Annotated in this window: 24 protein-coding genes; 10 read left to right on the top strand and 14 right to left on the bottom strand. The window is 60.8% G+C overall.

Annotation, left to right across the window (positions count from 1 at the left end):
- Positions 1–45 precede the first annotated feature (45 nt).
- The 3 genes from mdtH to NOM67_RS15750 all read left to right on the top strand — a co-directional run bounded on the left by mdtH (position 46) and on the right by NOM67_RS15750 (position 2,755).
- Complete coding sequence (gene mdtH, locus NOM67_RS15740; protein WP_043851147.1) at positions 46–1,242, top strand: multidrug efflux MFS transporter MdtH; 1,197 nt, start codon at positions 46–48, stop codon at positions 1,240–1,242.
- Between the two features lie 128 nt (positions 1,243–1,370).
- A complete protein-coding gene (locus NOM67_RS15745) occupies positions 1,371–2,297 on the top strand; it encodes a bifunctional helix-turn-helix transcriptional regulator/GNAT family N-acetyltransferase (protein WP_255938612.1) in 927 nt (308 codons plus the stop codon).
- A complete protein-coding gene (locus NOM67_RS15750; protein WP_255938615.1) occupies positions 2,294–2,755 on the top strand; it encodes an acyltransferase in 462 nt (153 codons plus the stop codon). The genes NOM67_RS15745 and NOM67_RS15750 overlap by 4 nt, the downstream gene beginning before the upstream one ends.
- A 94-nt stretch (positions 2,756–2,849) precedes the next feature.
- Here the strand turns inward: NOM67_RS15750 and prfC are convergent, their stop codons facing one another.
- From prfC to NOM67_RS15770, 4 genes are all read right to left on the bottom strand, one after another.
- Positions 2,850–4,436: a peptide chain release factor 3 gene (gene prfC, locus NOM67_RS15755; protein ID WP_043851149.1), complete on the bottom strand. Its 1,587-nt coding sequence runs from the start codon at positions 4,434–4,436 to the stop codon at positions 2,850–2,852.
- A 283-nt stretch (positions 4,437–4,719) separates the two neighbouring features.
- The gene (locus NOM67_RS15760) at positions 4,720–6,594 is read right to left on the bottom strand and encodes a diguanylate cyclase (protein WP_255938618.1); all 1,875 of its coding nucleotides are present in this window, start codon (positions 6,592–6,594) and stop codon (positions 4,720–4,722) included.
- Positions 6,595–6,753: 159 nt separating this feature from the next.
- On the bottom strand, positions 6,754–8,208 hold the full coding sequence (gene viaA / locus NOM67_RS15765; protein ID WP_255938621.1) for an ATPase RavA stimulator ViaA: 1,455 nt from the start codon (positions 8,206–8,208) through the stop codon (positions 6,754–6,756).
- A 10-nt stretch (positions 8,209–8,218) separates the two neighbouring features.
- Positions 8,219–9,832 (bottom strand): ATPase RavA domain-containing protein, encoded by a 1,614-nt coding sequence (locus tag NOM67_RS15770; RefSeq protein ID WP_255938624.1) that lies wholly within the window; start codon positions 9,830–9,832, stop codon positions 8,219–8,221.
- Positions 9,833–10,067: 235 nt separating this feature from the next.
- On the opposite strand from NOM67_RS15770, the gene NOM67_RS15775 reads away from it, so the two are divergent.
- From NOM67_RS15775 to NOM67_RS15785, 3 genes are all read left to right on the top strand, one after another.
- Positions 10,068–10,499: a DNA polymerase III subunit psi gene (locus NOM67_RS15775; protein WP_255938627.1), complete on the top strand. Its 432-nt coding sequence runs from the start codon at positions 10,068–10,070 to the stop codon at positions 10,497–10,499.
- A 52-nt stretch (positions 10,500–10,551) separates the two neighbouring features.
- On the top strand, positions 10,552–11,001 hold the full coding sequence (gene rimI, locus NOM67_RS15780) for a ribosomal protein S18-alanine N-acetyltransferase (RefSeq protein WP_071913622.1): 450 nt from the start codon (positions 10,552–10,554) through the stop codon (positions 10,999–11,001).
- 304 nt (positions 11,002–11,305) lie between these two features.
- Positions 11,306–13,096, top strand: a complete 1,791-nt coding sequence (locus NOM67_RS15785) for a long-chain fatty acid--CoA ligase (protein WP_185227776.1) — start codon at positions 11,306–11,308, stop codon at positions 13,094–13,096.
- Between the two features lie 63 nt (positions 13,097–13,159).
- Here NOM67_RS15785 and gshA read toward each other — a convergent pair whose 3' ends face one another.
- From gshA to NOM67_RS15805, 4 genes are all read right to left on the bottom strand, one after another.
- The gene (gshA, locus tag NOM67_RS15790) at positions 13,160–14,758 is read right to left on the bottom strand and encodes a glutamate--cysteine ligase (RefSeq protein ID WP_255938630.1); all 1,599 of its coding nucleotides are present in this window, start codon (positions 14,756–14,758) and stop codon (positions 13,160–13,162) included.
- Between the two features lie 61 nt (positions 14,759–14,819).
- On the bottom strand, positions 14,820–17,633 hold the full coding sequence (locus tag NOM67_RS15795; protein ID WP_255938631.1) for a pitrilysin family protein: 2,814 nt from the start codon (positions 17,631–17,633) through the stop codon (positions 14,820–14,822).
- 26 nt (positions 17,634–17,659) lie between these two features.
- The gene (locus tag NOM67_RS15800; RefSeq protein WP_033112967.1) at positions 17,660–18,097 is read right to left on the bottom strand and encodes a YqaA family protein; all 438 of its coding nucleotides are present in this window, start codon (positions 18,095–18,097) and stop codon (positions 17,660–17,662) included.
- The gene (locus tag NOM67_RS15805; protein ID WP_255938632.1) at positions 18,094–19,068 is read right to left on the bottom strand and encodes an NADP-dependent oxidoreductase; all 975 of its coding nucleotides are present in this window, start codon (positions 19,066–19,068) and stop codon (positions 18,094–18,096) included. The genes NOM67_RS15800 and NOM67_RS15805 overlap by 4 nt, the downstream gene beginning before the upstream one ends.
- A gap of 56 nt (positions 19,069–19,124) precedes the next feature.
- Between NOM67_RS15805 and NOM67_RS15810 the strand changes: the two genes are divergently transcribed.
- Positions 19,125–19,292: a hypothetical protein gene (locus tag NOM67_RS15810; protein WP_162516863.1), complete on the top strand. Its 168-nt coding sequence runs from the start codon at positions 19,125–19,127 to the stop codon at positions 19,290–19,292.
- 49 nt (positions 19,293–19,341) lie between these two features.
- Here NOM67_RS15810 and NOM67_RS15815 read toward each other — a convergent pair whose 3' ends face one another.
- Entirely contained in the window at positions 19,342–20,343 is a 1,002-nt protein-coding gene (locus tag NOM67_RS15815; RefSeq protein ID WP_255938633.1) for a Preprotein translocase subunit SecY, read from the bottom strand.
- Between the two features lie 257 nt (positions 20,344–20,600).
- Here NOM67_RS15815 and NOM67_RS15820 point away from each other — a divergent pair, with 257 nt between their 5' ends.
- Positions 20,601–20,897 (top strand): hypothetical protein, encoded by a 297-nt coding sequence (locus NOM67_RS15820; protein ID WP_255938634.1) that lies wholly within the window; start codon positions 20,601–20,603, stop codon positions 20,895–20,897.
- A 40-nt stretch (positions 20,898–20,937) separates the two neighbouring features.
- On the opposite strand, the gene NOM67_RS15825 is transcribed toward NOM67_RS15820, so the two are convergent.
- From NOM67_RS15825 to rpsF, 4 genes are all read right to left on the bottom strand, one after another.
- Entirely contained in the window at positions 20,938–21,678 is a 741-nt protein-coding gene (locus NOM67_RS15825) for a ferredoxin--NADP reductase (RefSeq protein ID WP_156853883.1), read from the bottom strand.
- A gap of 101 nt (positions 21,679–21,779) precedes the next feature.
- Positions 21,780–22,226, bottom strand: coding sequence for a 50S ribosomal protein L9 (gene rplI / locus NOM67_RS15830; protein ID WP_005340490.1), 447 nt, complete (start codon positions 22,224–22,226; stop codon positions 21,780–21,782).
- A 52-nt stretch (positions 22,227–22,278) separates the two neighbouring features.
- Complete coding sequence (gene rpsR / locus NOM67_RS15835) at positions 22,279–22,509, bottom strand: 30S ribosomal protein S18 (RefSeq protein ID WP_005308890.1); 231 nt, start codon at positions 22,507–22,509, stop codon at positions 22,279–22,281.
- 30 nt (positions 22,510–22,539) lie between these two features.
- On the bottom strand, positions 22,540–22,926 hold the full coding sequence (gene rpsF / locus NOM67_RS15840; RefSeq protein WP_005308887.1) for a 30S ribosomal protein S6: 387 nt from the start codon (positions 22,924–22,926) through the stop codon (positions 22,540–22,542).
- Between the two features lie 237 nt (positions 22,927–23,163).
- Between rpsF and NOM67_RS15845 the strand changes: the two genes are divergently transcribed.
- On the top strand, positions 23,164–24,387 hold the full coding sequence (locus tag NOM67_RS15845) for an Nramp family divalent metal transporter (RefSeq protein ID WP_198038004.1): 1,224 nt from the start codon (positions 23,164–23,166) through the stop codon (positions 24,385–24,387).
- A gap of 108 nt (positions 24,388–24,495) precedes the next feature.
- Entirely contained in the window at positions 24,496–25,353 is an 858-nt protein-coding gene (locus tag NOM67_RS15850; RefSeq protein WP_156853885.1) for a hypothetical protein, read from the top strand.
- 73 nt (positions 25,354–25,426) lie between these two features.
- On the opposite strand, the gene NOM67_RS15855 is transcribed toward NOM67_RS15850, so the two are convergent.
- A complete protein-coding gene (locus NOM67_RS15855; protein ID WP_156853886.1) occupies positions 25,427–26,320 on the bottom strand; it encodes a LysR family transcriptional regulator in 894 nt (297 codons plus the stop codon).
- Positions 26,321–26,397 lie beyond the last annotated feature (77 nt).

Here is a 26,397-nt window from a genome sequence, read left to right on the forward strand (position 1 = left end):
CTAAACCCTCTCCAGAATGAAGTTATCTGTGAATGAGAGGGCGTTATGGTCGATAGGGCGAGGTTTTGGGGACGCTGGTTTCTGGCGCTGGATACCACACTGGTGATCCTGGGTTTCTTTGTAGTGATGCCGATGATCAGCCTGCGCTTCGTCGACCAGCTCGGCTGGGCCGCCGGTCTGGTAGGGCTAGCTCTCGGGCTGCGCCAGCTGACCCAGCAGGGGTTGGGAATTTTCGGCGGTTCGCTGGCCGACCGTTTCGGCGCCCGCCCGCTCATCGTCACCGGCATGCTGCTGCGGGCCATCGGCTTCGCTACGCTGGCCTGGGCCGACAGCGGCGCCATGCTGATCTTCTCCTGCTTCCTCTCCGGACTGGGCGGTTGCCTGTTTGACCCGCCCCGGGCTGCGCTGGTGATCAAATTCACCCGTCCCCATGAACGGGGGCGCTTCATCTCCCTGCTGATGATGCTGGAGAGCGCAGGTGCCGTCACCGGCGCCCTGCTCGGCAGCTGGCTCCTGCGCTTTGACTTCACCTACGTCTGCCTGCTGGGAGCCGGACTCTTCACGCTGGCAGCACTCTGCAACTGGACCCTGCTGCCCGCCTATCGCCTCTCCATCAAGCCGACGCCGATGCGTCAGGGATTGGGCAAGGTGCTGGCGGATCGCGCCTTCTGCCGGCTGGTGCTGATCTTAAGCGGCTACTACATGCTCTGGGTGCAGGTAATGCTGATCTTCCCCATTCTGGTCAAACAGCTATCCGGCAGCACCACCGCCGTGGGGTGGATGTACAGCCTGGAAACGGCGCTGTCACTGGCGCTGCTCTACCCCATCGCCCGTTTCAGCGAACGGCGCTATCGCCTCGAGAATCGCCTGCTGGCAGGCATCCTGATGATGACGGTGGGGATAGGTCTGGTCGCTTTCGTCAGCACCCTCTCCGGCCTCTTCGTGCTGCTGGCCTGCTTCTATCTCGGGATCATCATCTGCGAACCGGCCCGGGAGACCCTGATGACACGGCTGGCCAATCCGGCAGCCCGGGGCAGCTACATGGGTTTTAGCCGGCTCGGCCTCGCCGTCGGCGGCATGACCGGTTACGTGGGGGGCGGCTCGCTCTACGATTACGCCATGCAGCAGGGACAACCCGCTCTCCCATGGCTGGTGTTGGGTACGGTGGGCGTGGCCACCATGCTGCTGCTTGCCCACTGCTTCTCCCGCCGTCCGGAACTGGCCGCCAGAGCCGCAGCCTGACAATCGCTACCCTGCGGCAGCCCCGGGGGCTGCCACTATTGCTAGTCCGCCGGGACGATAAAAAAGTTGCGCATTACAACTTTTTGACTATTTTAGTTGTCAGGTACAACTAAACAGGAAATCCCGACATGGATCCCCGTCCCCTGCGCGCCCTGTCGCGCGATCTGGTTCGTGAACTTGGCATGCTCTCCCAGCACTGTGGCCAGCTTGCACTCACTCCCATCGAAGCACACCTGCTGATCGAGCTGGAGAGCGCACCGGCCACCAACCAGCAACTGGCCGAGAAACTGCGCATCGACAAATCCAATGCCAGCCGACCGCTGGCCCGCCTGGCCGAGCGCGACCTTATCAGCTGGCATCCCCACCCCTCCGATGGCCGCAGCAAGGAGGCCCGCCTCACAGCCGAAGGTCAGGCGACGCTGCTGACGCTGCATCGGGAGATGGATCACGCCATGGAGGAGATGCTGGCGCAGCTGAGCCAATCCGAGCGCGAACAGCTGTGGAGCGGCATGCTGCTCTACCGCAGCGCCCTCTCCCGCGCTCGCCGCCAGCAGGGCTACCATATTCGCCCTATCACAGAAGCAGACAATCCCCACATCGCGACCGTTATCCGCACCGTCTCGGCGGAGTACGGGCTCACCGCCGACAAGGGATATGGCGTCTCGGATCCCAATCTGGACAGGCTCTATCAAACCTATCAGGAGGAGGCGAGCCGCTACTGGGTCATCGAGGGGCCGGATGGTTCCATTCTCGGTGGCGGTGGCATAGCGCCGCTGGCTGGCGAGGAGAATGTGTGCGAATTGCAGAAGATGTACTTCCTGCCTGCCCTGCGTGGTCTTGGTCTGGGCAAGCGGCTGGTATTGCAGGCGCTGGACGAGGCGTGCGCCCTTGGCTATCGGCGCTGCTATCTGGAGACCACCGAAGTACTGCGCGAGGCGACCAGCCTCTACGAATCCCTCGGGTTTGAGCATCTGCCCGGCCCCCTTGGCTGCACCGGCCACGGGGATTGCGAAATCTGCATGCTGCTCGATCTGGAACAGAGAGGCGCATTATGAATGAGCCGACACGGCACACCGTTGGCATTTGCGATGTCAGTTTCGGCGAGCGGGTGAAACTGGTTGAGCCCGTCAATCTCTACGGCTGTACTCTGGCCGACGATGTCTTTATCGGCCCCTTCGTGGAAGTGCAGGCCAACGTCACCATTGGCCGAGCAACCAGAGTCCAGTCGCACACCTTTATCTGCGAGCACGTCACCATAGGTGAAGGGTGCTTTATCGGTCATGGGGTGATGTTTGCCAACGATCTCTTCAAGCAGGGCTCTCCCGATCCGGACTCGGCCCACTGGGGCCGAACCGTCATTGAGGATGAGGTCTGCATCGGTTCCAATGCCACCATTTTGCCGGTCCGCATCTGCCGGGGCGTCGTCATTGGTGCCGGAGCCGTCGTCACCCGGGATATAGAGATCCCCGGCACCTATGCCGGCAATCCGGCCCGTTTGCTGCGCACCTTTTGAGAGCCCACGCCAGACGACGCCTTGGAACATCAATAAAAAGACCCCGCCGAAGCGGGGTCTTTTTTATCGTGTCTGCCGATAAGGCAAGCCCTTATCAGTGCTCGCGAGTCTGACGGAACTCCACGTCCGGATGGCGCTCCTGAGCCAGGCGCAGGTTGACCATGGTCGGCGCGATGTAGGTGAGGTTGTCACCGCCATCGAGAGCCAGGTTGACCTCGTTCTTGCGCTTGAACTCTTCGAACTTCTTGACGTCAGTCCCTTCCACCCAGCGGGCGGTGGAGACGTTGACCGCCTCGTAGATAGCCTCGACGTTGTACTCGCTCTTCAGACGAGAAACCACCACGTCAAACTGCAGCACACCGACTGCGCCGACGATGAGATCGTTACTGATAAGCGGACGGAACACCTGTACCGCGCCCTCTTCGGAGAGCTGGACCAGCCCCTTGAGCAGCTGCTTCTGCTTGAGCGGATCGCGCAGGCGGATGCGGCGGAACAGTTCCGGTGCAAAGTTCGGGATACCGGTGAACTTGAGATCTTCACCCTGAGTGAAGGTGTCGCCGATCTGGATGGTGCCGTGGTTGTGCAGACCGATGATGTCGCCGGCGAAGGCGTCTTCCGCCTGCTCACGGTCACCAGCCATAAAGGTCACGGCGTCGGAGATGTTCACATCCTTGCCGATGCGCACGTGGCGCATCTTCATGCCCTTGCTGTAGGTGCCTGATACGATACGCATAAAGGCGATACGGTCGCGGTGTTTCGGATCCATGTTTGCCTGGATCTTGAACACGAAGCCGGAGAACTTCTCCTCGGTCGCTACCACTTCACGGCTCTCGGCCTTGCGCGGCATGGGTGCCGGCGCCCAGTCGGTCAGGCCATCCAGCATGTGATCAACACCGAAGTTACCCAGTGCGGTACCGAAGAAGACCGGGGTCATCTCGCCAGCGATAAAGGCGTCGTGATCGAACTCGGGAGAGGCGCCCTGCACCAGCTCCAGCTCGTCACGCAGCTGCTGGGCCAGATCTTCGCCGACGGCGGCATCCAGATCCGGGTTGTTCAGCCCCTTGACCACCCGCTTCTCCTGGATGGTGTGGCCCTGACCGGTCTGATACAGATAGGTCTCATCCTTGTAGAGGTGGTAAACACCCTTGAAGGATTTGCCACAGCCGATGGGCCAGGTGATGGGGGCGCACATGATCTTCAGCTCGCGCTCCACCTCGTCCATCACTTCCATCGGATCGCGCACTTCGCGGTCCAGCTTGTTCATGAAGGTGAGGATGGGGGTATCACGCAGACGGGTCACTTCCATCAGCTTGCGAGTTCGGTCTTCAACACCCTTGGCGGCGTCGATGACCATCAGGCAGCAGTCGACCGCCGTCAGGGTACGGTAAGTATCTTCGGAGAAGTCCTCGTGACCCGGGGTGTCGAGCAGGTTGACCAGACAGTCGGCATAGGGGAACTGCATCACCGAGGTGGTGATGGAGATACCACGCTGCTTCTCCATCTCCATCCAGTCGGATTTGGCATGCTGGCCCGAGCCACGGCCCTTGACAGTACCGGCGCGCTGAATGGCCTGTCCGAACAGCAGGACTTTTTCAGTGATGGTGGTTTTACCCGCATCCGGGTGCGAAATGATCGCAAAAGTGCGTCTCTTGGAGACTTCACTCAGAAATTCAGCTGACATAATTCAACGTTCTTCTATTGGGCGGCGGCCTTGGCCACCGTGGGAGTAATTCCGGGATGTCGCATTGACTCACGGTCCGGCATGGATACGCAACGGGCCACTCGGGCAGACATAGGGTCTGTCGGTGGTGAGAGGAAGAGGGTTGCGTTACATGGGTCTTCTCGCCTGAGTCAAAGCAAAATTGCGCGACATTATACCCGCACGGGTGAAAAATACCCAGTCCGGCTTGGGGAATTCAGCAGCCGGATAATCCGCTCAGAGGATGGATGAGAATGCGGGCGAACTACTCTGCCCGCATCACCAGATTGCGTCCTGCCTGCTTGGCCCGATACATGGCGCCATCAGCACGCTTGATCAGGTCACTCAATGTCTCGTCGAGGGAGCTCAACTCGGCACAACCGATACTGACATGGATGGCATGCCCTTCCGGTACGCCATCAACCTTCAGCAAAGAGACGTGATAACGGATCCGCTCCGCCACCTCGACAGCCTCATCAAGACCCGTGTCAGGCAGCAGCACCAGAAACTCCTCGCCACCGTTGCGTCCTATCCGATCGAGCGAGCGCAGCTGCCCTTCGGCACTGCTGGCGACCGCCACCAGCACGCTGTCGCCAACATGATGGCCCAGCTGGTCATTGACCTGTTTGAAGTGATCGATATCGAGCAGCAGCACGCTAAATGGCTTGCCACTGCTTCGCGACTGCTGAAAGGACTCCTCCCCCAGCTTCTGGATCTGGCGGCGGTTATGGATGCCGGTCAGTTCGTCGGTCATCGCCAGATGGTGCATCTTGCGGGAGCGGCGATGCAGATAGAAGACAGCGATCCCCATCAGCACCAGCAGCAGCGAGACCACCAGATACTGCCAGTAGCGACGCTCGCGCAGTTGCTGGAGTTCGGCCTCCTGCAACAGCTGTTTGGTCTTGAGGGTCTGGTGGGCCAACTCCTTGCGTGCCATGTCGAACTCGAAGCGCATCTGCAGAGTCCGCTGTTCCATCAGCACCTTCTCGACCGCCGTGCGGGTTTTGACATAGAGCTTCAGATTGGCCAGCGCCTCTTTAATCTGCCCCTTCGACTCGAAGATCCGCGAACGCACCTCGTAGAGCCGGGTCAAAAAGCGCTGATTGTTCTCTTTGACGAAGATGGGCTCGGCTCTGGCAAGGCTGGCAAGCGCCTCGGATAGCTTGCCCTGCGTCTCCAGCACCATCCCCATCACCAGTTGCCAGTGCCCCTGGGTGACGCTGTCTATATCGCTACTACGGAGCAGAATCGCCTCGGCCTGCTGCAGCTTGGCCATGGCCTGATCGCCCTTGCCCTGATAGTGGAGGATGGTGGCCAGCTCAATCTGGCTCCAGGCTAGAAAGCCATCCTGCTGCTGTTTCCGGTAGAACTGCTCCGCCTGTTCCAGCAGCGGACGCGCCCGCGCATACTCCCCCGTCTCGCTGTAAAGCACCCCCTGCTGGGAGATGATACTGATCTGGCGCTCCTCCTCCCCCTCTTTTTCGTACTCCTTCTCCAGCTCCTTGAAGTAGCTCTCGGCCCGCTCATAGAGCCCCATCCTGCGATAGGCATTGGCAATGTGACCCAGCGTCTCCCTCGCCTTGCCATCCAGCCCCAGAGCTTCATAACCGCGGTGAGCCTCCATCAGCTCTTGCAGCCCTTCCGCCAGCTTGCCCTGATAGGCATACATGTCACCGCGCTGACTGAGGATGTCCGCCTCCTGCAACCTGTCACCCAGATTGCGCGCCAGTTGCAGTGCCTGTTCGTAATCGGCCTTGGCCTGCTTCATATTGCCCAGCAACTGCTGATGAAAGCCGCGGCAGGTGAGCAGCCCAGCTTCAGTGAGGCCATCCTTGCGCTCACGGGCTCGCTGCAGAGCCTTGTCGGCAAACTCCACCACCCGGCGATATTCGCCATCCCGCTCGGCTGGCATGGCCCAGCACTGCAGGCGCACGATGCGCCCCTGCACATCCGGTGGATAGGCATCATAGTTTGCTGCAAGCACGGCAACACGCAGCCGAAAAACACGCTCGCTGTGACTCCCCTCCTCCAGCTGTTGCAGCTCTCGGGAGAGTTTTGGCTCGGCAAGCGGCTCTCTGGCAGCCCATACAGAGCTACTGCAAAGCGCGGTCAGCAAGAGCAGGGCGAGGAAACGTATCATGCGGGGTCACTTCTCCAGTCAGAGAACACAGCCATTGTGCAGCACATCATAACTGCTCATCCCACAACGTACAGCAACCACTGACAGGAACCAAACAACGCGCCATATCAATCAGCTAAAGGCAGCCTCAAGTGGATTATGACTTGGCAAGACGTCGGCTCAGTGCTGTTGCCAGCGTCGTAGCAAGCGGCCGCGCAGGCCACAATCGAGCAACCAGCTGTTGTCGAACACCCGCAGCAGCGCCTGCTTGGCGTGACGGGACAAGGCCACCGCATGAAAACGGGTCTGGCGCTGACGATAGCGGTTCATCTGATCGAGCAGGGCGTGGGGCAGGCTCTGGGCGATAAAGTCGGAGATGACCAGCACGTCCGCCTTGGCAAAGGCGGGATCATCGAGCTTGGCCAGTGCCTTCTCGAGGCAGGGCACCAGATCGGTACCGCCGTGAAAACTCATGGAGAGGAAGCGCTCCGCCTTCTCCAGTCCGGTATCGGCGGTGATCTCGAGGGTCGCCACCTCGGTGGAGAAGAGCATCAGATAGCAACCGCGCTTCTCGTCCATCGCCACCCGCAGCAGGGCCAGAAACAGCGCCTTGGCGCACTCTTCCGGATATCCGCCCATGGAACCGGAGGTATCGACGCAGACGATAAAGGGGCCGCGCGGCTGAAGCTGCTTACCCCCCTGCTCCGGGGTGCGCAGCATGATGCGCTGGCGCGGCAGGGTACCCCGCGACTGATAGCTGAGCAGGCGCCGCTCCAGATAGCGACGGTAGAACTCCAGCTCCAGTTCGGGTAAGCCCAGCATCACCGCCTCGCTTGGCAGCAGCCGCATCAGGTCGCTCGCCTGATGAATGCCCACCAGATCGTCCGGCACATCGTCGCTGGGTGCCGGTTCCAGCTCCAGCACCTCGACCGGCGGCACCGGCTGCTCTTGCGCCCGCCGATCCCGCTCGCTGCGCCCGAGCAGACCGGCAATCTCCGCCAGCAGCGGCTCACGCTGCAACATGCGGGCATACTGCTTGACCAGCACCAGGCTGCGCTTGTGCCAGCTCCCCTGCGCCAGATCCCACAGACCACCGGCGGAGATCTTGTTGGGGTCGAGGGCATCGGCCAGGGTACGGCTCGCCAGCAGCTGATCCTCAATCTCCTGACGCTGCTTCTCCCGCTCCGCCTCGGCGATCTGCTGCTGTAGCTGCAGCAGGCTACCCACCAGACTGGCGCGCCACTTGTCGATAAAGAGCTGGCACAACCCCTCGGTGGGGTGAGCCATCAGCTGGCGCACCAAGGATCGCGCCTCACCGGCAAAGGGGCTGTACTGCTCCAGCGACTCCAGCAGGCTTGGCAGACGACCAACCAGCTCGGTCATCGGCAGTTGCCGATGGGCCTGATAGAGCAGGTACTCCTGCTCCAGCGCCACCGGCACCGGTTTATGACGGATCTCCTCCCCCAGCTGCTCGCCCCAACTTTGCAGGCGCTTTTTCAACAACTTGCCCTGTAGCGGGGAGCGCTTGATGAACTCGGAAATCTTGGGCGAGGCTGCCAGCAGCGCCACCACCTCTCCCGCTAGCTCCCCCTCACCCATCAGCAGTCCCAGATCCAGCATGCCGATCTCAAGCATAATCTGCCCCTTAGCCGTCCAGTCGCGGCAACCGCTCGCGCCACTGCGCCAATTCGCTACGCAGCAGCTCGAGATCCCGTCCCAGCACGAAGAAGCTGTCTTCCACCTGCTGCAGCCAGCGCGAGGCGATAAAGAGGTGCTGCTGATGACGTTCAAACAGGCTGCGCTGCTGCTTGAGATCCTGCTGCACCTTGCCGGTCTGGCTCTGCAACTCGTCGAGCGCCTGCAACCAGGGCTCCAGCACCACCTCGGGGATGGCGCTGCGTTCCACCAGTACCAGCGGGATCTGCTGACGCTGGATATCGAGCACCTGCAGCCGCAGCTCGTCGTCGAGCACCAGTTCGTAGTGCCCCTCTTTCGGGTTGCCGAGCGGATGGCCGACCAGCGCCTCGCCGGTGGGGCGCCAGTGAGAAAGGAGGGTACGATCAAACATCAGGGTATCGGTCAGCCGCTCGGGATCACTACCATCCAGAGGTGCTGGCGTAAGCAGATGGAAGTGCACCTGCTTGCCAAAGGGCCTGGCATTGGCGAGCGGGATCTCGATCCCTCGGGCGCGGCGGCCAAACCACTGCTTGCGCTGCCGAGCCTTGCAGCAGAGGCGCTGGGCCACGCTCTGTTTGAGCTGCTTGAACTGGTCGCGCAGGGCCAGCAGCTGGCGGGTCATCGCCAGCTGCTGATAGCCATAGAGGCGGGAGAACTCGGTCATCATCTCCAGCAGGGCAGTGCGGGACTCTTCGTCATGCCAGAGGCAATCCTTGAACAGCAACAAATCGAGAGGGGCCACCTCGTCGCGCCCATTGAAGAAGGCACTCGCCTTGATCAGCCGTACCGCCTTCTTCCAGCGCCGATCCGACACATAGCAGCGGTACGCCAGCTGGCTGTCGAGCTGCTGACGCAGTTGATAGATAAGCTCGAAGCAGGCATCCGGCAACCGCACCTGTTCAATCTCGCCCTGCCACTGCTCGTACTCGTCGCCGCGGATCTGCAACGAAGCGGGCAGGTTGTGGTGCGAGTGACCATCGCTGGCTAGCATCGCCTGAAAGTTGGACTTCTCCTGCACCCGATCCATCCAGATCCGCACCAGCATCCGGTCATAGAGCGCTTCCAGCCCACTGTCGGGGGCTGGCAGCTCGTTGGAGGCGGTTACCAGCAGCCGCATCGGAATGGGGTGCTGGCTGTCGCCGTTGCGAAACTGCCGCTCGTTGATGGCGGTGAGCAGGGTGTTGAGGATGGCGGGGCCCGCCTTCCAGATCTCGTCGAGGAATACCACCTCGGCCTCGGGCAGGTAGCCGGCGGTGAGGCGCAGATATTTGCCATCCTCCTTCAGCGCCTGAATGGAGAGGGGGCCGAACACCTCCTCCGGCGTACTGAAGCGGGTCATCAGGTATTCGAAGTGGCGCGCCTCAAAAAACGCCAGCTTGAGGCGGCGGGCAATCAGACTCTTGGCGATGCCGGGGGGGCCCAGCAGAAACACGCTCTCGCCACTTAGTGCAGCAAGCAAACCGAGACGCAGGGCATCCTGCCGTTCATAGAGCCCCTCCCCCAAGGCGGCCAGCAGGCGAGGCAGGCGCTCCTGAATGGGAATGGCACGCGCAGAGTTCGTGGCTTGAGCTAAAGGCGACATAGAGACAATTCCAGGCTGGGATGATGATAAGCCCAAGGGGTGAGGGTCACCTGTTCGTCCTTGGGGTTTCTCTTGTTATGATATTTATCCGGTCTTATTTCGCCAGAATACCCGACTCTGACAGGAAAAAAACCGGATAACCCCCGCAGAGGGCCGCAAAGGGTGCAGAGCAACCCGTTCGCGTGTACCCTGCCGGCACGATTTTCCCCAATGCAGCCAAGAGAGTGACTCACCCATGATAGACCCCGTACGTCAAAGCATGCTGGCCCGCATGGGCATTCAGAGCTGGCAGCTGCGTCGTCCGGCCATGCTGGGTGTCGCCCCTGCCGAAGAGGCAGAAGTAGCCAGTACGGAATCGCCGCAAGAGGCTATCCCACAGGCTCCTCGCCCTGCCGGCAAGCTCTGGCTGCTGGCTCAGGCGCTGCCCGTTGCGACACTGCTGGAGGATATCTGTCAGCTGCTCGCCATCAGAACCGATGAGGTCATGCTGCTGAGCACGCCCCCGGAGGCGCACTGGCTGCAACAAGAGCCGTCACCGCTGCTCTGGCTGACCGAGGCCGATTCCCGCTGGCCCGATGCCCTCGTCTGCCCGCTCGCCCCCGGCAGTGCCGAAAAGCGGGCACTGTGGCAACAGTTGCAGCCACATCTCGCAGCCCGGACAGCCTGACCCAATCCCATGCCCGTCGCTGCGGGCTTTGACGTTATCCCACGGAGCTACCATGCCTGAGTTTCGCCCCCTGCTCGAAGCCGACTTCGACCTCGTCTATCCCATCGAACAGGCCGCCCACAAGGAGCCCTGGAGTCAGGCCAACCTGCTCTCCTGCTTTGGCCCCCGCTACCTCAACACCCTGATGCTGGTCGATGGCAAGCCCGCGGGCTTCTATATCTCGGATCTGGTGGCGGGCGACAGCTCGCTGATGAACATCTGCGTCCACCCCGCTTTTCAGGGCAAGGGGCTGGGCCGGGCGCTGTTGCAGCACTACCTCGCGCACAGCAAGCAGAGCGGGGCGCAGGCCTGGTTCCTCGAGGTGCGCGCCGGTAACCAGACCGCCATCAATCTTTACGAGAGCGCCGGTTTTGCCGAGTATTGCCGCCGCGCCGACTACTATGGTACCGGCCAGGATCGGGAAGACGCCGTGTTGATGTCGCGCCTGTTCGACTTCGGCTGATCCCGGCAATAAAGCCCCACCAACATAGTGACTGAACGAGGAGGGAACCAAGCCCTCCTCTCACCTCCCCCATTTCCCGCTCCCCTTCGCTTGCCCACTCCCCTTGCCTTCCGAGCTTCTGCCTCTGGCGTCGGTTCCGGTCTCAACCAGGCCGCTCGCACTGTGCAGAAGATGGGCTATTTGCCCTCTTTGTGATCCAGAACAAACGGCGAACACTTGTAAGCTGTAATATTGGAGTTTAAACTCTAGCCCGCTTTTTAGTGCCCTCGTGGGCGTACAACTGTAACGAAAGGATGTTTGATTGATGCCGAAGCTTCATCTGGTTCAATTGATGCGCGAGCGTATTGCCCGGCTTGGCAACAAGGCAGCCCTGCGCGTTCAGCAGGATGGTCAATGGCGTGCCATCGGCTGGCGCACTCTGGGTCAGGCCATGGACTACTGTGCCCAGGCCCTGATCCGCGCCGGACACCAGCCCACCGAAATGGTCGGCATCTATTCGCGCAACATGCCGGAGTGGACCCAGGCAGATCTCGGCATCCTCGCCGCACGCGGCGTCAGCGTCCCCATCTACCCCACCAGTACCCTCGATCAGCTGCGCTATATCGTGCGCGATGCCAACATCGGCCTGCTGTTTGTCGGCGAGCAGCCCCAGTTTGATCAGGCACTGCAACTGATTGAAAGCGGCGAGATCCGCCAGATCGTCGCCCTCGACGGCAGCGTCAACCTGCGCGGCTGCGCGCAAGCGAGCCACTTTCAGGAGTTTCTGGTCTCCGGCAACCATCAGCCCAGCGAGCAGGAGCTGCGGGTACGGGAGAGCCAGTACAGGATGGACGATCTGCTGACCCTGATCTACACCTCCGGCACCACCGGCGAGCCCAAAGGGGTGATGCTCGATTTCGCCAACATCGCCGCCTGCTTCGAGATGCACAACAGCCGCCTCGATCTGAACGAGCAGGATGTGTCGCTCTGCATGCTGCCGCTCAGCCACGTGTTCGAGCGCGCCTGGAGCTACTACGTGCTCTATTGCGGTGCCGAGAACGTCTACATCCGCGATCCGCAGAAGGTGATGGATGTGATTGGCGACGTGCAGCCGACCGTGATGTGCGCCGTGCCGCGCCTCTACGAGAAGGCCTACGCCATGATCCAGGCCCGGGTAGCCCAGGCTCCGCGCCTGCGTCAGGCCCTGTTTGGCTGGGCCACCCGGGTCGGCAAGCAGATGGTCGCCACCCGTCAGGCTGGCAAGTCTGCCTCCCCCCTGCTCTACGGCCAGCTCTGGCTTGCCGAGCGGCTGGTGTTTCGCAAACTGCGCGCCCGCTTTGGCGGTCGCACCCGCTTCCTGCCGGTAGCCGGTGCCCGTCTGGCTGACGATGTGAACCTCTTCTTCCAGGCGATGGGGCTCAACCTCAAGTACGGCTACGGCATGACCGAAACCACCGCCACCGTCTGCTGCTACGAAGATCAGCAGTTCAAGCTGGGTTCCATCGGCACTGTGTTGAACGGTATCGAAGTGAAGCTGGGTGAGAACAACGAACTGCTGGTGCGCTCCCCCACCGTGATGCGCGGCTACTACAACAAGCCGGAAGCGACCGCCGAGGTGATGACCGAAGATGGCTTCCTGCGCACCGGTGATGCCGCCGAGCTCGACAGCGAAGGCAACATCTACTTCACCGAGCGTCTCAAAGAGTTGATGAAGACCTCCAACGGCAAGTACGTGGCGCCGCAACTGGTTGAGGGGACCATCGGCAAGGATCGCTTCATCGAGCAGATCGCCATCGTCGCCGATGCTCGCCATTTCGTCTCTGCGCTGATCGTGCCCTGCTTCGAGTCGCTGGAGGAGTACGCCCGCTCCATCAACCTGCAGTACCAGTGCAAAACCGAGCTGCTGCGCCACTCCCGGGTAGTGGAGTTCTTCGAATCACGCATCGCCGATCTGCAAAAAGAGCTGGCCAAGTTCGAGCAGGTGAAGAAGTTCACCCTGCTGCCGAGTGCCTTCTCCATGGAGCTGGGTGAACTCACCCCCACCATGAAGCTGCGCCGCAAGATCATCGAAGCTAAATACCAGAGCGAAATCGAGGCGATGTATAACCACGTCTGATACCGCTCGGGTTTCCGGAAACAAAAAAGCCGCTCATCGAGCGGCTTTTTTGTTGGTCTGCCGTCAGGCAGTGCTCTTGCTGGTACCGAAGTAGTCGGCCAGGAAGTCATCGAACGACACGCTGTCGCTGCGCTCTCGCTCCCGCTGCTTGGCCAGCGAATCCTTCGCCTCACCGGCAAAGTAGGCCTCATCCCAATATTGCAGCTCGCCTGCCAGCAGCTCCTCGCGATAGCGGGTCGCCAGCTTGTCGCCGTAGCAGCCATTGTCCTTGCCGCTCTCCAGCAGCTCCTTGAGCATGCGGGCGGAGTAGGTGAGCTCGGGGTCGAGCAGCTTCTCGCGATGCATCGCCAGCGTCTCGCGGTAGCGGTTGCGACCGCAGCAGCGATCCAGCAGGTCGGCTACCTGAGCCAGCTCCTCGAACAGCTTGAGGCCGTACTCTTTGAGGCCAATAGCATTGCCCTGCTCATCTTCAAGCGTCAGGCCGGGGCGACGCCCCTCCAGCACCACCTTGCTCTGGTTGCGGCGATTGCGGGCAATCTCCTCCTCGCTCAGCACCGGAGAGGGGCGCAGCAGACACCAGACCAGGAACAGGTCGAAGAAGCGGATTTGATCGGCGTCGATCCCCAGCGGCGTGAAGGGGTTGACGTCAACGGTACGCAGCTCGATGTACTCGATGCCGCGCTGCTCCAGCGCATCCGACGGCTTCTCGCCGCTGCGCGGGGTGCGCTTGGGCCGGATCGGGGCATACAGCTCGTTCTCCAGCTGCAGCACGTTGTCGTTGAGCTGGCGGTACTCGCCATTCACCTTGACCCCGATCTTGGCGAATTCGGGATCATGGGTATTGATGGCGCGGCGCAGACTGCTGACATAGGCCGGCAGGTTGTCGTGGCTGATCTTGAGCCCTGCCTGGGAGCTGTTGGTATAACCCAGATCGGAGAGACGCAGCGCGGTGGCGTAAGGCAGATAGAGGGTGCCCTTGCCGGTCTTCTCGAACGGCAGGTTGCTCTTGCGCCCTTTGAGGAAGGATTCGCAGATGGCCGGCGAGGCACCAAACAGGTAGGGCACCAGCCAGCCGAAGCGGTAGACGTTGCGAATAAGCCCCATGTACTTGTCGGAGATAAAGCGCTGGCTACAGCACCCTTCGCACACCAGATCCTGCCACTCACTCCAGAAGCTGTCGGGCATGGAGAAGTTGAAGTGTACCCCGGCGATCACCTGCATCAGACTGCCGTAGCGATTCTTCAACCCCTGCCGGTAGAGAGTCTTCATTTTGCCGATGTTGGAGCTGCCGTACTGGGCCAGCCGGATGCTCTCCTCACCGCCAACGAAGCAGGGCATGGAGAGCGGCCAGATCCGCTCGTCACCCAGATGACGCATCACATGGTGATGGATGTCACCCAGTTGCTCCATCAGGCTGTCGAGGGAGTCGGTGGCCGGGGTGATGAACTCCAGCAGGCTCTCCGAGTAGTCGGTGGTGATGTTGGGATGGGTCAGGGCCGAGCCCAGCGACCGGGGATGGTCACTCTGGGCGAGTCGGCCATCCGGCGTGATGCGCAGACATTCACGCTCGATCCCGCGCCGAATCCCCTTGAGAGCAGTCAATCGCTCGGGAGATCCCAGCGCAGTCAGCAACTCGGTGAGTGACAAGCTTGTTGTAGTCATATTCACGGCTCATGTGAGGCCGCCCCATCCGGGGCGGCTCTTGATTTTTATAAAGCGTCAGTTACGGCAACTGCAGCGGATAGATGGGAAGATGAAGCTCCTTCAGGGGTTTTTCAAGCTTTTGCTTGTCTCCCACCACCACGATCACCATGTCGGCCGGATTGAGCCAGCGGGCAGCACTCGCCTTGAGCGTCTCGGCCGACACCGTCTTGATCAGGTTGTTCTGGGCCTGCACATAGTCCGGTTTCAGATCATACATCACCATCTGCAGCAGGAAGCCCGCCTTCTGGCCCAAGGTCTCGTAAGAGAGGGCATCCTGCTGGGAAACTGCGCTACGCATATAGGCCAGCTCGACCGGGGTAGGGCCGCTCTTGCGGTAGTTGTCCATCTCCTTGAGGAACTGGCGAATGGCATCCACGGTCGCATCGGTACGCACATTGGCACCGGTGGCGAAGGTGCCCACCTCGCGGTTGGCGGAGAAGCCGGAGCTGGCACCGTAGGTGTAGCCCTTGTCTTCACGCAGGTTGAGGTTGATGCGGCTGTTGAAGTTGCCACCCAGGTTGAAGTTCATCAGCCCGGCGGTGAAGTAGTCACCCGTGGTATCGAACGGCATGGCACGGCGGCCGATGCGGATCACCGACTGGGGCGCCCCCGGTTTGTCCACCAGATAGATGCCCGGCTTGGCCTGCTTGCCCTTGAGTTTGAGATCCCCCAGAGCCGGCGTCGCCCCTTTCCAGTCGCTCAGGAAGCCGAGCTGCTCTTCGATCAGCTTCTGGCTCACATCGCCCGCCACCACAACCTTGCCATTGGAGGGGTTGTAGTAGGCCTGATAGTAGTGCTTCACATCCGCCAGCGTCAGCTTGGCCACATCGGCAGGTACCCCGTCGGAGGGTTGGCCAAGGCGGTTGTTCTTGCCATAGACCAGCTCGCGGAATGCCTGTCCCGCCAGCCATTCAGGCTGCTGCTGGGCCTGTTGCATCCCCTGCAGCATTTGCGCCTTGACCCGCTCAAAGTCCGCCTCCCGCATACCGGGGCGCTCGAACACTTCGCGCACCAGCGCCAGCGTCTGTGGCAACTTGTCGGCCAGCGAGCTGATGGTGATCAGCGTGTTGTACTGGGCACTGGAGACATCGATGCTTGAGCCCAGCTTTTGCAGCTCGTCGCTGAGCTGCCCCTCGGTCAGGCGTACCGACCCCTGCCCCATCATGGCGGCGGTCAGATTGGCCAGCCCCAGCTGCCCCTTCTCCTCGGCCCGGATACCGCCCGGCAGGGCGATCATGATGGAAACCGCCGGGAGCTCGTCACTTCGGGTGCCGATGATCTCGATGTTCTTGTCGAGTTTGCCGTGCCAGATGGCGGGCACCTTGACGCTCACCGCATCGGCCGCCTTGGGCTGTACGCTGCGATCGAAACTGTCTTTTACCGGTCGCTCGGCCAGCGCCTGATCATGCTTGCTGTAGTCCGGCAGCTCGCGTTTGGCCGGAGTGAAATTCGGGGTGGCGACCTGCCACTCGGCTTTGCCTTTGGGCACCACGCTCAGCACCACCGCCGGCTTGTTGGCAATGAACTGGTCGTAGGCGGTTTTGACCTGCTCCGGCGTCACCTTGCCGATGGCGTCGAGGGTCTTGAAGACGTAGTTGGGATCCTGGGCAAAGACCTGACCCATGGCGAGCTGGCTCACCTTGCCGGAGACGCTGTCGAGCCCCCAGATAGCCGAGGCGCGATAGCTGTTGATCGCCTTCTCCAGATCCTCCGGCTTGAGGCCGCGCTGGGCGAACTCGCCAATCACCTTGTCCACCTCCGCCTTGAGGGTCTTGAGGCTGCCATCCACTGCCGGGTTGGGGTAGGCGTAGACGGTCAGGGTGCAGGCCAGCTCTTCACAGTAGTGCGAGGCGCCCGCATCGATCGCCTTGCCGGTCTTGACCAGCGACTGGTAGAGCATGGAGCTGGCGCTGCCGCCGAGCACGTCGGCAAACATATCGAGTGCCGGCTCCTGCGGGTCACCAAGGGACACGGTCGGATAGCTGATATAGAGCAGCGGCAGGTGCACCTTGTCCTGCAGCGTCACGTAGCGGGTCTCGGGCAGGGTAACCGGTTTTGGCGTCGGCTCGGCCACTTCCGGGCCACGCGGGATGGAGCCAAAGTACTTCTCGATCCAGTCGAGGGCCTGCTTGGTATCAAAATCGCCGCCCAGAGTCAGAGTCGCGTTGTTGGGGCCATACCAGCGCAGGAAGAACTGCTTGAGGTCGTTGACGTCAACCCGGTCGAGATCCTCCACATAGCCGATGGGCTGCCAGGAGTAGGGGTGAGTGCGCGGATAGAGCGCCTCACCCACCTTCTCGCTCACCAGACCGTAGGGCTGGTTGTCGATACGCTGGGCCCGCTCGTTCTTGACGGTGGCGCGCTGGATCTCGAACTTCTTCTGGCTCACCGCATCGAGCAGGAAGCCCATCCGGTCGGCCTCCAGCCACAGTACCTTCTCCAGCTGGTTGGCCGGCACGGTTTCGTAGTAGTTGGTGCGGTCCTTGTTGGTGGTGCCGTTCATGTCACCACCGGCTTCGTTGATGATCCGCATATGCTCCTGATCACCGACGTGCCTGGAGCCCTGGAACATCATGTGCTCGAAGAAGTGGGCAAAACCGGACTTGCCGACCGTCTCGCGTGACGACCCGACGTGATAGGTGACGTCGAGATGCACCAGCGGATCGGATTTGTCGGGCGCCAGAATGACGGTCAGGCCGTTGTCCAGCTTGTACATCTGATAAGGGATGGCGAGCTTGCCCTCCTCCTTGACCTGCTCGGAGACCAGAGTCGGAGCCGCCAGCACGGGCAGGGTGAAGCCCAGCAGAATGGTTAAAGGTATGACTTTGTTCACGGTAACCTCGTGAGTGACAAAAAGGGCTAGAAGATCTGACTGGCCAGTAGAAATACCAGAGCGTAACGCAACAATTTGCCGAGCCCTATCAGGACAAGAGAGCGCCAGAAGGAGAGGCGCAGCCAGCCGGCCAGCAGACAGAGTCCATCACCGACCACCGGCGTCCAGGCAAGCAGCAGACACCAGTGGCCATGTTGTTTGAGCCAGCCGAGGGCTTTTTGTTCCCCACGGCCTTGAAAATCTTCCGGTTTTTTCTTGAAGGTGGCGAGCCAGCCAAGCCACCAGGTGGTCATGGAGCCGAGGGTGTTGCCGAGCGTCGCCCACAGCAGCAGGCTCGCCATGCTCCACTCCCCTTTTGCCGCCATGGCTCCCAGCAGCACTTCCGAGCTGCCGGGCAACAGAGTGGCTGAGGTAAAGGCGCTCAAAAAGAGCCACCCCAGCCCCATCTCCATCATCCCGCTCATGCAGGATAACCGTCGGCGGCGGGCATGCGCAGCAGCAGCTTGCCGCGTACATGGCCCCCTTCGATGCGCTGATGGGCCAGCGCCCCCTCGCTCAGGGCAAATTCACCAGCGATGGCAATCTTTACTTCGCCCTGGCGCAGCAGCATCAGCATCTGGCTCAGCTGCTTCTGATCGGGGTGCACCAGCATGCCGACCACCTCGATACCGGCAGCCGCGCCGGCATCCTTGATGAGCTGGGCAGTGATGGTAGGCACTGTCACCAGCCGGCCACCCGGCTTGACGCATGCCAGCGCAGCCTTGCCGCTCTCGCCACCCACCAGATCCAGCACCAGATCGAACTGGCCATCGGCGATCGCCTCGGCGAACCATTCGGCCTGATGGTAATCCACCATCCGGCTCGCCCCGAGACTATGGAGGAAGCTGTGGTTGTCGCCGCTCGCCGTGGCTACCACCTGGGCACCATAGGCAGCGGCAAACTGCACCGCCAGATGACCGACACCGCCAGCTCCGGCCAGAACCAGCACTCGCTGCCCCGCCTTAAGGGCACCATGTTCGAACAATCCCTGCCAGGCGGTGAGTCCCGCCAGCGGCAGCGCCGCCCCCTGCTGCAGGCTCACCCCGTCAAGCTTGACCAGCTCGTGCTCGCTCACCACCACGGATTCAGCGTAACCACCGGCAGCAAGGGGAAAACCGACCATACCGCACACCAGCTCGCCCTCGGCCAGCGAGGCTACACCGGGACCCACTCGCTCCACCACGCCCGCCACGTCGTAACCGGGCGTCCAGGGCAGCTTGTCCTTGTTCTGAGCTGCAGCCCAGCCAAGACCGGCCCGGGTCTTGGCATCGATGGGGTTGACCCCCGCAAAGCAGATGCGCACCCGCACTTCGCCATCGGCAGGCACCTTGTCGAGAGAGGGGTTGAGCTTGAGTACCGAGGGGTCGCCGAATGCGGTAATCTGTAGTTGCGTCATTGCACAAGCCATCCTGTTGATGCATCGAGGGTCAACAGAATAACAGCGAGGAGACCATGGCTCGAATGTTTCTTATTCCTCTGTTGCTGGCGCTGGGGTGGTGGGCATTCCTGCTCTACTTCCGCATCCCGCTCAAACAGGGGGCCAAGGGGTTTTACTGGATCATCGGCATCGGTGGCGGGCTGGCCGCCTTCCTCAGCCTGATGATGGTGCTGACCAACTGAATCAGATACGAAAAAGGCCACCTCATCGGTGGCCTTTTTGTCGCTGTCGTTACTGCACCGGCTGCGAGTTGAGGTAGTAGTGGCGATTGCTCCCCTGCCCCAGTACCCCCTGCGACAGCAGATGGTGGAACACCCGATCCACCTCCTCCAGCGAGAGTGACAACGCCTGCGCCACCGAGCGCTTGCTGCACTTGAGCTCACCGCTCTCCAGCGCGCCGCGCACCTGTGCCAGCACCTCGGGTGCAGGCTCGGGCGGCAGCATGGGCTCGGGCTGGGCTGCCTGAGCGAGCGCCTCCTGCTCCTCGGCACGGGCGCGTGCCTGCTGCCAGCGCCACATCCGGCGAAAACGACTCTCCTCACCGATCAGGTTGACGAAGAAGGCACCGAATACATCGAGCAGCACCGAGAGGAAACAGACCAGCAGAAACTGCACCTGGCTGATGCTCATCCCGACCCCGTCCGCCAGACTGCTCATCAGCCCCAGCATGGAGGATTGCTCGTTGACCGGCTTGGCATCGCGCTGCTGACGCAGCTCATCCTGCTGCAAGCGCAGCTTGGTGTTGGCGTGCTGCAACGAGGAGACGCCGCTGGAGATGCGCTCCAGCTCGATATATTTGCGGGCCGCCTCTTCGTTTAGCTGGATCTGCCGCTCGATGCTGGCGATCTGTTCGTCAAAACGGGCGATCTCCCGCTCATGGCGAGCCTGCTGACTCAGCACTGTATTGGTGGCACTGTTGATGCCGCCGATACTGCCACCGATGGAGATGGCCGCCAGCACGCTGTAGAACAGCAACGACCAGAAGGCACCACTCAGATCCCGGCGCGCCTTGCGCTCGCCGTACTCGTACCAGACGTAGAACTTGCCCAGCTCGAAAATGATCGCCAGACCGCCAAACAGCCACTTCATCAGCGGGTTGTCATCGATGGAGAGAAACAGCAGCAGGGAGAAGATGATGGAGGCCAGAATGGCCAGCCCGGTAAAACTGTATACCGTGGTGAGCGCAAACCATCCCTTGGGATAGCGCAGTGCGGAAGCGTCCTGTGTGGTCATGGTGAAACTGTGGTGCAGTGCAGGAAAAGTTGGCTGCCGATTATAGTCGGCAGAGCCGTTCAGAGAAGGGCAAACACCTGAATTCCTTCATATTGCAAACCAGCTGCCCAGAGTGCGACCAAAACGGACAAATTGGCAGCAGAAAAGCGCTACAATCCCCCTCCTGACTTCATCGTGTGGCGAGATGGGATGCGATTCCGCCCGGGTTCAGCCCGCAGACGTATACTCATCCGCCGTTGCAATTATCCGAGGCCATCATGAACAGAACGACCCCTTTGCTTCTCTCACTCTTGCTGCTCGCCGGCGCAGCCCATGCAGACCAAACATCCCAGGAGAGCAGCGGCTCAACCTTCTCTGTCGATGCGATGACCTTCAATCTGGACTGGGATGACAAGCAGTTTGGCTGGAGCCAGAAAGAGTGCCTCGATCTGGGGGTAAACGACTATATTCCCTCTGACTGCAAGGGGATGAGAGTCAATGTCGAGAGCGAAGAGAATCGCAATCAGCCCCCCAGCACCAACCAGATGCCCACTCCACAGGGCAATAACCAGTAATCATGAACAGGGGCCGAACCGGCCCCGCCGTTATGCTGCGTTACCAGTAGTTCTCCGCACTGATATTGCCGGGCGCCCGCCGCAGGTTCTTGGCCAACCCCAGTGCCAGCAAGGTTTGCTGGGTCTCTTTCACCATCTCCGGATTGCCACAGATAAGCACCTGACTCAGCTCGGGTGAAAACTCCAACCCTACCCGCTGCTGCAACTGGCCATTGGCAATCGCTGCCGGGATCCTGCCAGCCATTGCATCGGGCCACGGCTCGCGGCTGACAAAGGGCACATAGCGAAAACGCTCGCCATGTTGCTCGGCAAAGCTGGCGATCAAATCCTGATAGCTCAGCTCTTCGCCTTTGCGCACTCCGTGTACCAGCACCAGATTGTCGAAGCGGTTGAAAGCCTCGCCCTCGGCCAGCATGGAGAGGAAGGGGCCGATGGCGGTGCCGGTCGAGAGCAGCCAGAGATCGCGTCCGGCCGGTACCTCATCCAATGTCAGAAAGCCGGTGGCCAGAGACTGCACCAGCAGGGTATCGCCCGCTTGCAGCGAGCCGAGGGAAGGGGTCAGCTCACCGCTCGGGATCTCGACCAGATAGAACTCGTGGTATGGCGCAGAGGGAGGATTGACGAAGGAGTAGGCGCGCTGAATGCGCCGCTCGCCCTGCTCAAGGGCCAGTTTGGTGAATTGACCTGCCTTGTAGGGGGCCAGATCGGCCACTACCCGCAGGGAGAACAGAGTGGGTGTCCATTCGATGCGTTCGATGACGCGACCTTCGACCCAGGCCATAGAGATCTCCTCCAGAGGAACAGAGCTTCACTCTACCCCCGGGCCTGAAAATAAAAAACCCGCGCAAGTGCGCGGGTTTTTTCTGCAAAAGCGAATCGCTATTACAGGGCAACAACCTGGATCTGTACGGTTGCTTTAACGTCAGCGTGCAGCTGAACAGCAACTTCGTAGTCACCGGTGTTACGCAGAACGTTGCCCATGCGGACTTCGCTCTTGGCAACGGCTACGCCGGCAGCAGTGATGGCTTCAGCCACGTCACGGGTACCGATGGAACCGAACAGCTTGCCTTCGTCGCCAGACTTGGAAGCGATAACCACGGTAGCCAGTTCGGCCAGCTTGGCAGCACGCTCTTCAGCAGCAGCTTTGTTGGCAGCCAGTTTGGCTTCCAGCTCAGCGCGACGAGCACCGAAAGCTTCGATGTTGGCCTTGGTGGCCATAACAGCTTTGCCTTGCGGGATCAGGTAGTTACGGGCATAACCAGATTTCACGGAAACTTGGTCACCCAGACCGCCCAGTTTGGCGATTTTGTCGAGCAGGATAACTTGCATTACCTTTCCTCTATAAATTTCGTTGAGTTAGGCTTAAGTGCCGGACCGATTCTTACTTGTTGTGCAGATCGGTGTACGGCAGCAGAGCCAGGTAACGAGCACGCTTGATGGCGCGTGCCAGCTGACGCTGATACTTGGCGCGGGTACCGGTGATACGGCTCGGTACGATCTTGCCAGATTCAGTGATGTAGTTTTTCAGAGTAACGATATCTTTGTAGTCGATCTCGGTAACGTTCTCGGCGGTGAAGCGGCAGAACTTACGACGACGGAAATAACGTGCCATGGCCTTTATCCTCTAGTCAGTGATCCAGAATTACTCTTCGGAAGCAGCTTCAGTAGCTTCTTCGCGGCGCTCGTCGTCACGACGGGTGAAGCGCTCTTCTTTGGCCTTGGCCATCGGAGAAACTTCAGTCACGGCGTGCTTGGTGCGCATGATCATGTTGCGGATAACGGCATCGTTGAAGCGGAAGTTGGTTTCCAGCTCATCGATAACGGCTTGCTCTGCTTCTACGTTCATCAGAACGTAGTGGGCTTTGTGCAGTTTGTCGATCGGGTAAGCCAGCTGACGACGGCCCCAATCTTCCAGGCGATGAATGGTACCACCGGAAGTGGTGATGGCGCCGGTGTAACGCTCGATCATGCCGGGAACTTGCTCGCTCTGGTCCGGATGAACCATGAAGACGATTTCGTAATGACGCATTTTAGCTCCTTACGGATTAATTCAGCCTCCGCCCAGGTGCAGCCAGACCTCGGAGGCAAGGAACATAATGGTGTTTAGTCGCTGCTTTTCTAGGGCGGCGTATTGTACGAAATCGCATCCCTCACTGCAACTGACGACCTCAAAAGTTTTTCCCGATGGATATGATACAAAAGACCAATTGATAATAATTATCATTTAGATCTATTCTCTCTCCATATCCTGATGGAGGGTAATGCCATGCAACCCGCACTGACTACAACGATTCCAAGCCGCAAATTCAAACTGACCCTGCTCGGGCCCGCCTTTATCGCTGCCATTGGCTACATAGATCCGGGCAACTTCGCCACCAATATTCAAGCCGGCTCTACCTTTGGTTACCAGCTGCTCTGGGTGGTGGTGTGGGCCAACCTGATGGCCATGGTGGTGCAGACCCTCTCGGCCAAGCTTGGCATCGTCACCGGCAAGAATCTGGCTGAGCATATCCGCGACCGACTGCCGAAACCGGCGGTCTGGGCATATTGGGTACAGGCCGAGATCATCGCCATGGCCACCGATCTCGCCGAATTTATCGGCGCCGCCGTCGGCTTCAAGCTGCTGCTTGGCGTGACCCTTCTGGAGGGAGCCTGTATCACCGCCGTGGTCACCTGGGGGATCCTGATGCTGCAATCCCGCGGCCAGAAACCGCTGGAGTTCGTGGTGGGCGGTCTGCTGCTGTTTGTTGCGGCGGCCTACATCGTCGAGCTGATCTTCTCCCGCCCCCATCTGCCGAGTCTGCTGGAGGGTGCCCTCTTCCCCGGTCTACCCAACAGTGATGCCGTCTATCTGGCCGCCGGTGTGCTCGGTGCCACCGTGATGCCACACGTCATCTATCTGCACTCGGCGCTGACCCAGCACACGCAGGATCAGGGCTCGGTCAGCCAGCGGCTGCATACCACCCGGGTCGATGTGGCCATCGCCATGACCATCGCCGGCTTCGTCAATCTGGCAATGATGGCAATGGCGGCGGCCGCCTTTCATAGCTCGGGCCACCAGCAGGTAGCGGAGCTGGAGTCAGCCTACCAGACCCTCACCCCGCTGCTGGGTCAGGCGGCGGCCACCCTGTTTGGCCTCTCGCTGGTCGCCTCCGGCATCAGCTCTACCGTGGTGGGGACGCTGGCCGGGCAAGTAGTGATGCAGGGTTTTGTCCGCTTTACCATCCCGCTCTGGCTGCGCCGCGCCATCACCATGACCCCCGCCTTCGTGGTGATCGCCATGGGCTTCAACACGACAGAGATATTGGTGTTGAGTCAGGTAATCCTGAGTTTTGGCATCGCGCTGGCACTGATCCCGCTGCTGATGCTGACCGGTGATCGGGCACTGATGGGAAAACATCGCAACCATCCGGTCACCCAGGCAATAGGCCGTCTTATCGTTGCACTGGTGATCGGGCTCAATGCCTACCTGCTGGTTGCCATGATCTAGCAACCAGTCACCAAACAGGAGGCTCATTAACACTGGTTAATGAGCCTCCTCGCACTTTGGCGTATGCTGCCGCTTTCTCTTCTCATCTATCGTTGCGGGAGCCTTGCCATGGAACATACCCGAGTCAGCTTCGTGCTGGGCCATCATCAGGAGCAGGCCAGCGTGGTCTGCTGCCAGCCCAGTGACACCACGCTGCTGGTCACCGACCTCACCCCTTTTCATCCCCAAAGCCATCTCTGGCCCGATCAGCCGGGGGATGTGGGCCATGCACGCTGGGAAGGTGGCGAAGCTGCTATTGACCCTTGCAGGATGGGGGCTATCAGCCCGGATGGCGAGCTGTTCGTCGACGCCGATATTCCGGTCAAACGGGGTGCAGAGGGATGGCGGTTCGTCGTGGTACACCCCTTGGCGGGCGAGTACAGCTTGCCTGTCGGTAGTCGGGTCGAGTTACAGGTCGATAGCGCGGCACGCCACGCCCTGAGTCTGGGCCACAGCGGCTGCCATCTGGCTGCGCTCGCTCTCAACCGGACTCTCACTCCTTACTGGCGTAAAGAGGTGAGTGAGCGCGATGCACTGGGTCAACCCGATTTTGACCGTCTCGCCATCCAGAGTTCAAGAGTCGAGCCTTGCGGTTCGCGGGAGCAGTACCGCATCGGCAAGAGCCTGCGCAAGAAGGGGGTCAACAGCGAGGCGCTGCTGGCAGATTTGGCGGTGATTGAAGAGAAGGTCAACCGGCAGCTGGCCGACTGGATCGCAGCCGGGGGCGAGATCCGCCGTAGCCGCGCTGGCGAGGCGATCATCGATTCGCGCTACTGGCACTGCATGCTGGAAGGTCAGGAGGTGACCATCCCCTGTGGCGGTACCCATGTTACCTCGCTCGCAGAGTTGGGAGAGGTCAGGGTGCAGCTCACTCTGGTGGAGGAGGGCTTTGCCATGCTGACCCGGGTCACCCCGACCCACCACTAACCCCGCCGCCTTCACAACAAGCGCCCCCATGTGGCGGCGCTTGTTGAGCGCACTCTCTCGCAAGGGCCCCTGGCTAGCGAGGGATCCCGGCACCCAGCTGGTCAGCGATCGCATCCATCAAGGCCCTCACCCGGCGCGGTTGACTGCGACTCGAGGGATAGACCAGCTGCAAGCGGGAAGGGGTGGTCGAAAAGGGGGCCAGCACCTCCAGCAGCGCACCTCTGGCCAGATCCTCCTGCACATCCCACCAGGATTTGAAACAGAGCCCCAGTCCCTGCAAACACCACTGACGTACCAGCAGACCGTTGTTGGTCACCCGTCGTCCGGCCACCTGCACCCGATAGGGGTCACCACCGACCTCGAATCCCCAGCTGCGATCAGGGGTATCGCCAAAGCGCATCACCAAACAGTCGTGTCGCTGCAACTCGTCCGGATGACGGGGGATACCCCGCCGCCGCAAGTAATCCGGGGAGGCGCACACCATCCTGCGGGACTCGCCCAGCGAAATGGCACGCAGCGAACTGTCGGCAAGGGTACCGTAACGCAGGGCGAAGTCGCTCCCCTGCCCCACCAGATCTACATACCCGTCGGTCAGGTTGAGATCAATGGTAACGCCGGGGTGCATCTCCATGAACTGATCCAGCAAAGGGACCAGCCGGGTACTCCCCAGATCCACCGGTGCACTGAGGCGAATCGGGCCCGCCATCTCCTGACTGCCCAACTGGATGCGACGCTGCAGATCGTCTGCGTCGGCCAGCAAGCGGCGCCCCTCCTCCACCAGCAGACGCCCCTCCTCGGTAAGGCTGATGGAACGAGTCGTACGCGTCAGCAGGGCAACCCCATAGTGACGCTCCAGGGCGGCGAGGCGCTCGGAGACGGTAGCCGGGGAGAGTCCCAGCTCGCGCCCCGCAGCGGAGAGCCCCCCTTTCTCCACGATGGTCAGGAAAAGTGCCAGATTATCCAACATTATTGTTCGTCATTTCCGAAATATGAATTCAGCTTAAGCGAGATTATCAGAAATATCTGTCGAATATATCCTCTCTC

Origin of the sequence: Aeromonas sp. SG16 (assembly GCF_024436135.1) — a bacterium.
Taxonomy (GTDB): Bacteria; Pseudomonadota; Gammaproteobacteria; order Enterobacterales; family Aeromonadaceae; genus Aeromonas; species Aeromonas jandaei.

What these genes read in the sequence shown, in the direction of transcription:
- mdtH (WP_043851147.1), top strand. Translation starts at nt 46, where the DNA reads ATGGTCGATAGGGCGAGGTTTTGGGGACGCTGGTTTCTGGCGCTGGAT.
- NOM67_RS15745 (WP_255938612.1), top strand. Translation starts at nt 1,371, where the DNA reads ATGGATCCCCGTCCCCTGCGCGCCCTGTCGCGCGATCTGGTTCGTGAA.
- NOM67_RS15750 (WP_255938615.1), top strand. Translation starts at nt 2,294, where the DNA reads ATGAATGAGCCGACACGGCACACCGTTGGCATTTGCGATGTCAGTTTC.
- prfC (WP_043851149.1), bottom strand. Translation starts at nt 4,436, where the DNA reads ATGTCAGCTGAATTTCTGAGTGAAGTCTCCAAGAGACGCACTTTTGCG.
- NOM67_RS15760 (WP_255938618.1), bottom strand. Translation starts at nt 6,594, where the DNA reads ATGATACGTTTCCTCGCCCTGCTCTTGCTGACCGCGCTTTGCAGTAGC.
- viaA (WP_255938621.1), bottom strand. Translation starts at nt 8,208, where the DNA reads ATGCTTGAGATCGGCATGCTGGATCTGGGACTGCTGATGGGTGAGGGG.
- NOM67_RS15770 (WP_255938624.1), bottom strand. Translation starts at nt 9,832, where the DNA reads ATGTCGCCTTTAGCTCAAGCCACGAACTCTGCGCGTGCCATTCCCATT.
- NOM67_RS15775 (WP_255938627.1), top strand. Translation starts at nt 10,068, where the DNA reads ATGATAGACCCCGTACGTCAAAGCATGCTGGCCCGCATGGGCATTCAG.
- rimI (WP_071913622.1), top strand. Translation starts at nt 10,552, where the DNA reads ATGCCTGAGTTTCGCCCCCTGCTCGAAGCCGACTTCGACCTCGTCTAT.
- NOM67_RS15785 (WP_185227776.1), top strand. Translation starts at nt 11,306, where the DNA reads ATGCCGAAGCTTCATCTGGTTCAATTGATGCGCGAGCGTATTGCCCGG.
- gshA (WP_255938630.1), bottom strand. Translation starts at nt 14,758, where the DNA reads ATGACTACAACAAGCTTGTCACTCACCGAGTTGCTGACTGCGCTGGGA.
- NOM67_RS15800 (WP_033112967.1), bottom strand. Translation starts at nt 18,097, where the DNA reads ATGAGCGGGATGATGGAGATGGGGCTGGGGTGGCTCTTTTTGAGCGCC.
- NOM67_RS15805 (WP_255938632.1), bottom strand. Translation starts at nt 19,068, where the DNA reads ATGACGCAACTACAGATTACCGCATTCGGCGACCCCTCGGTACTCAAG.
- NOM67_RS15810 (WP_162516863.1), top strand. Translation starts at nt 19,125, where the DNA reads ATGGCTCGAATGTTTCTTATTCCTCTGTTGCTGGCGCTGGGGTGGTGG.
- NOM67_RS15815 (WP_255938633.1), bottom strand. Translation starts at nt 20,343, where the DNA reads ATGACCACACAGGACGCTTCCGCACTGCGCTATCCCAAGGGATGGTTT.
- NOM67_RS15820 (WP_255938634.1), top strand. Translation starts at nt 20,601, where the DNA reads ATGAACAGAACGACCCCTTTGCTTCTCTCACTCTTGCTGCTCGCCGGC.
- NOM67_RS15825 (WP_156853883.1), bottom strand. Translation starts at nt 21,678, where the DNA reads ATGGCCTGGGTCGAAGGTCGCGTCATCGAACGCATCGAATGGACACCC.
- rplI (WP_005340490.1), bottom strand. Translation starts at nt 22,226, where the DNA reads ATGCAAGTTATCCTGCTCGACAAAATCGCCAAACTGGGCGGTCTGGGT.
- rpsR (WP_005308890.1), bottom strand. Translation starts at nt 22,509, where the DNA reads ATGGCACGTTATTTCCGTCGTCGTAAGTTCTGCCGCTTCACCGCCGAG.
- rpsF (WP_005308887.1), bottom strand. Translation starts at nt 22,926, where the DNA reads ATGCGTCATTACGAAATCGTCTTCATGGTTCATCCGGACCAGAGCGAG.
- NOM67_RS15845 (WP_198038004.1), top strand. Translation starts at nt 23,164, where the DNA reads ATGCAACCCGCACTGACTACAACGATTCCAAGCCGCAAATTCAAACTG.
- NOM67_RS15850 (WP_156853885.1), top strand. Translation starts at nt 24,496, where the DNA reads ATGGAACATACCCGAGTCAGCTTCGTGCTGGGCCATCATCAGGAGCAG.
- NOM67_RS15855 (WP_156853886.1), bottom strand. Translation starts at nt 26,320, where the DNA reads ATGTTGGATAATCTGGCACTTTTCCTGACCATCGTGGAGAAAGGGGGG.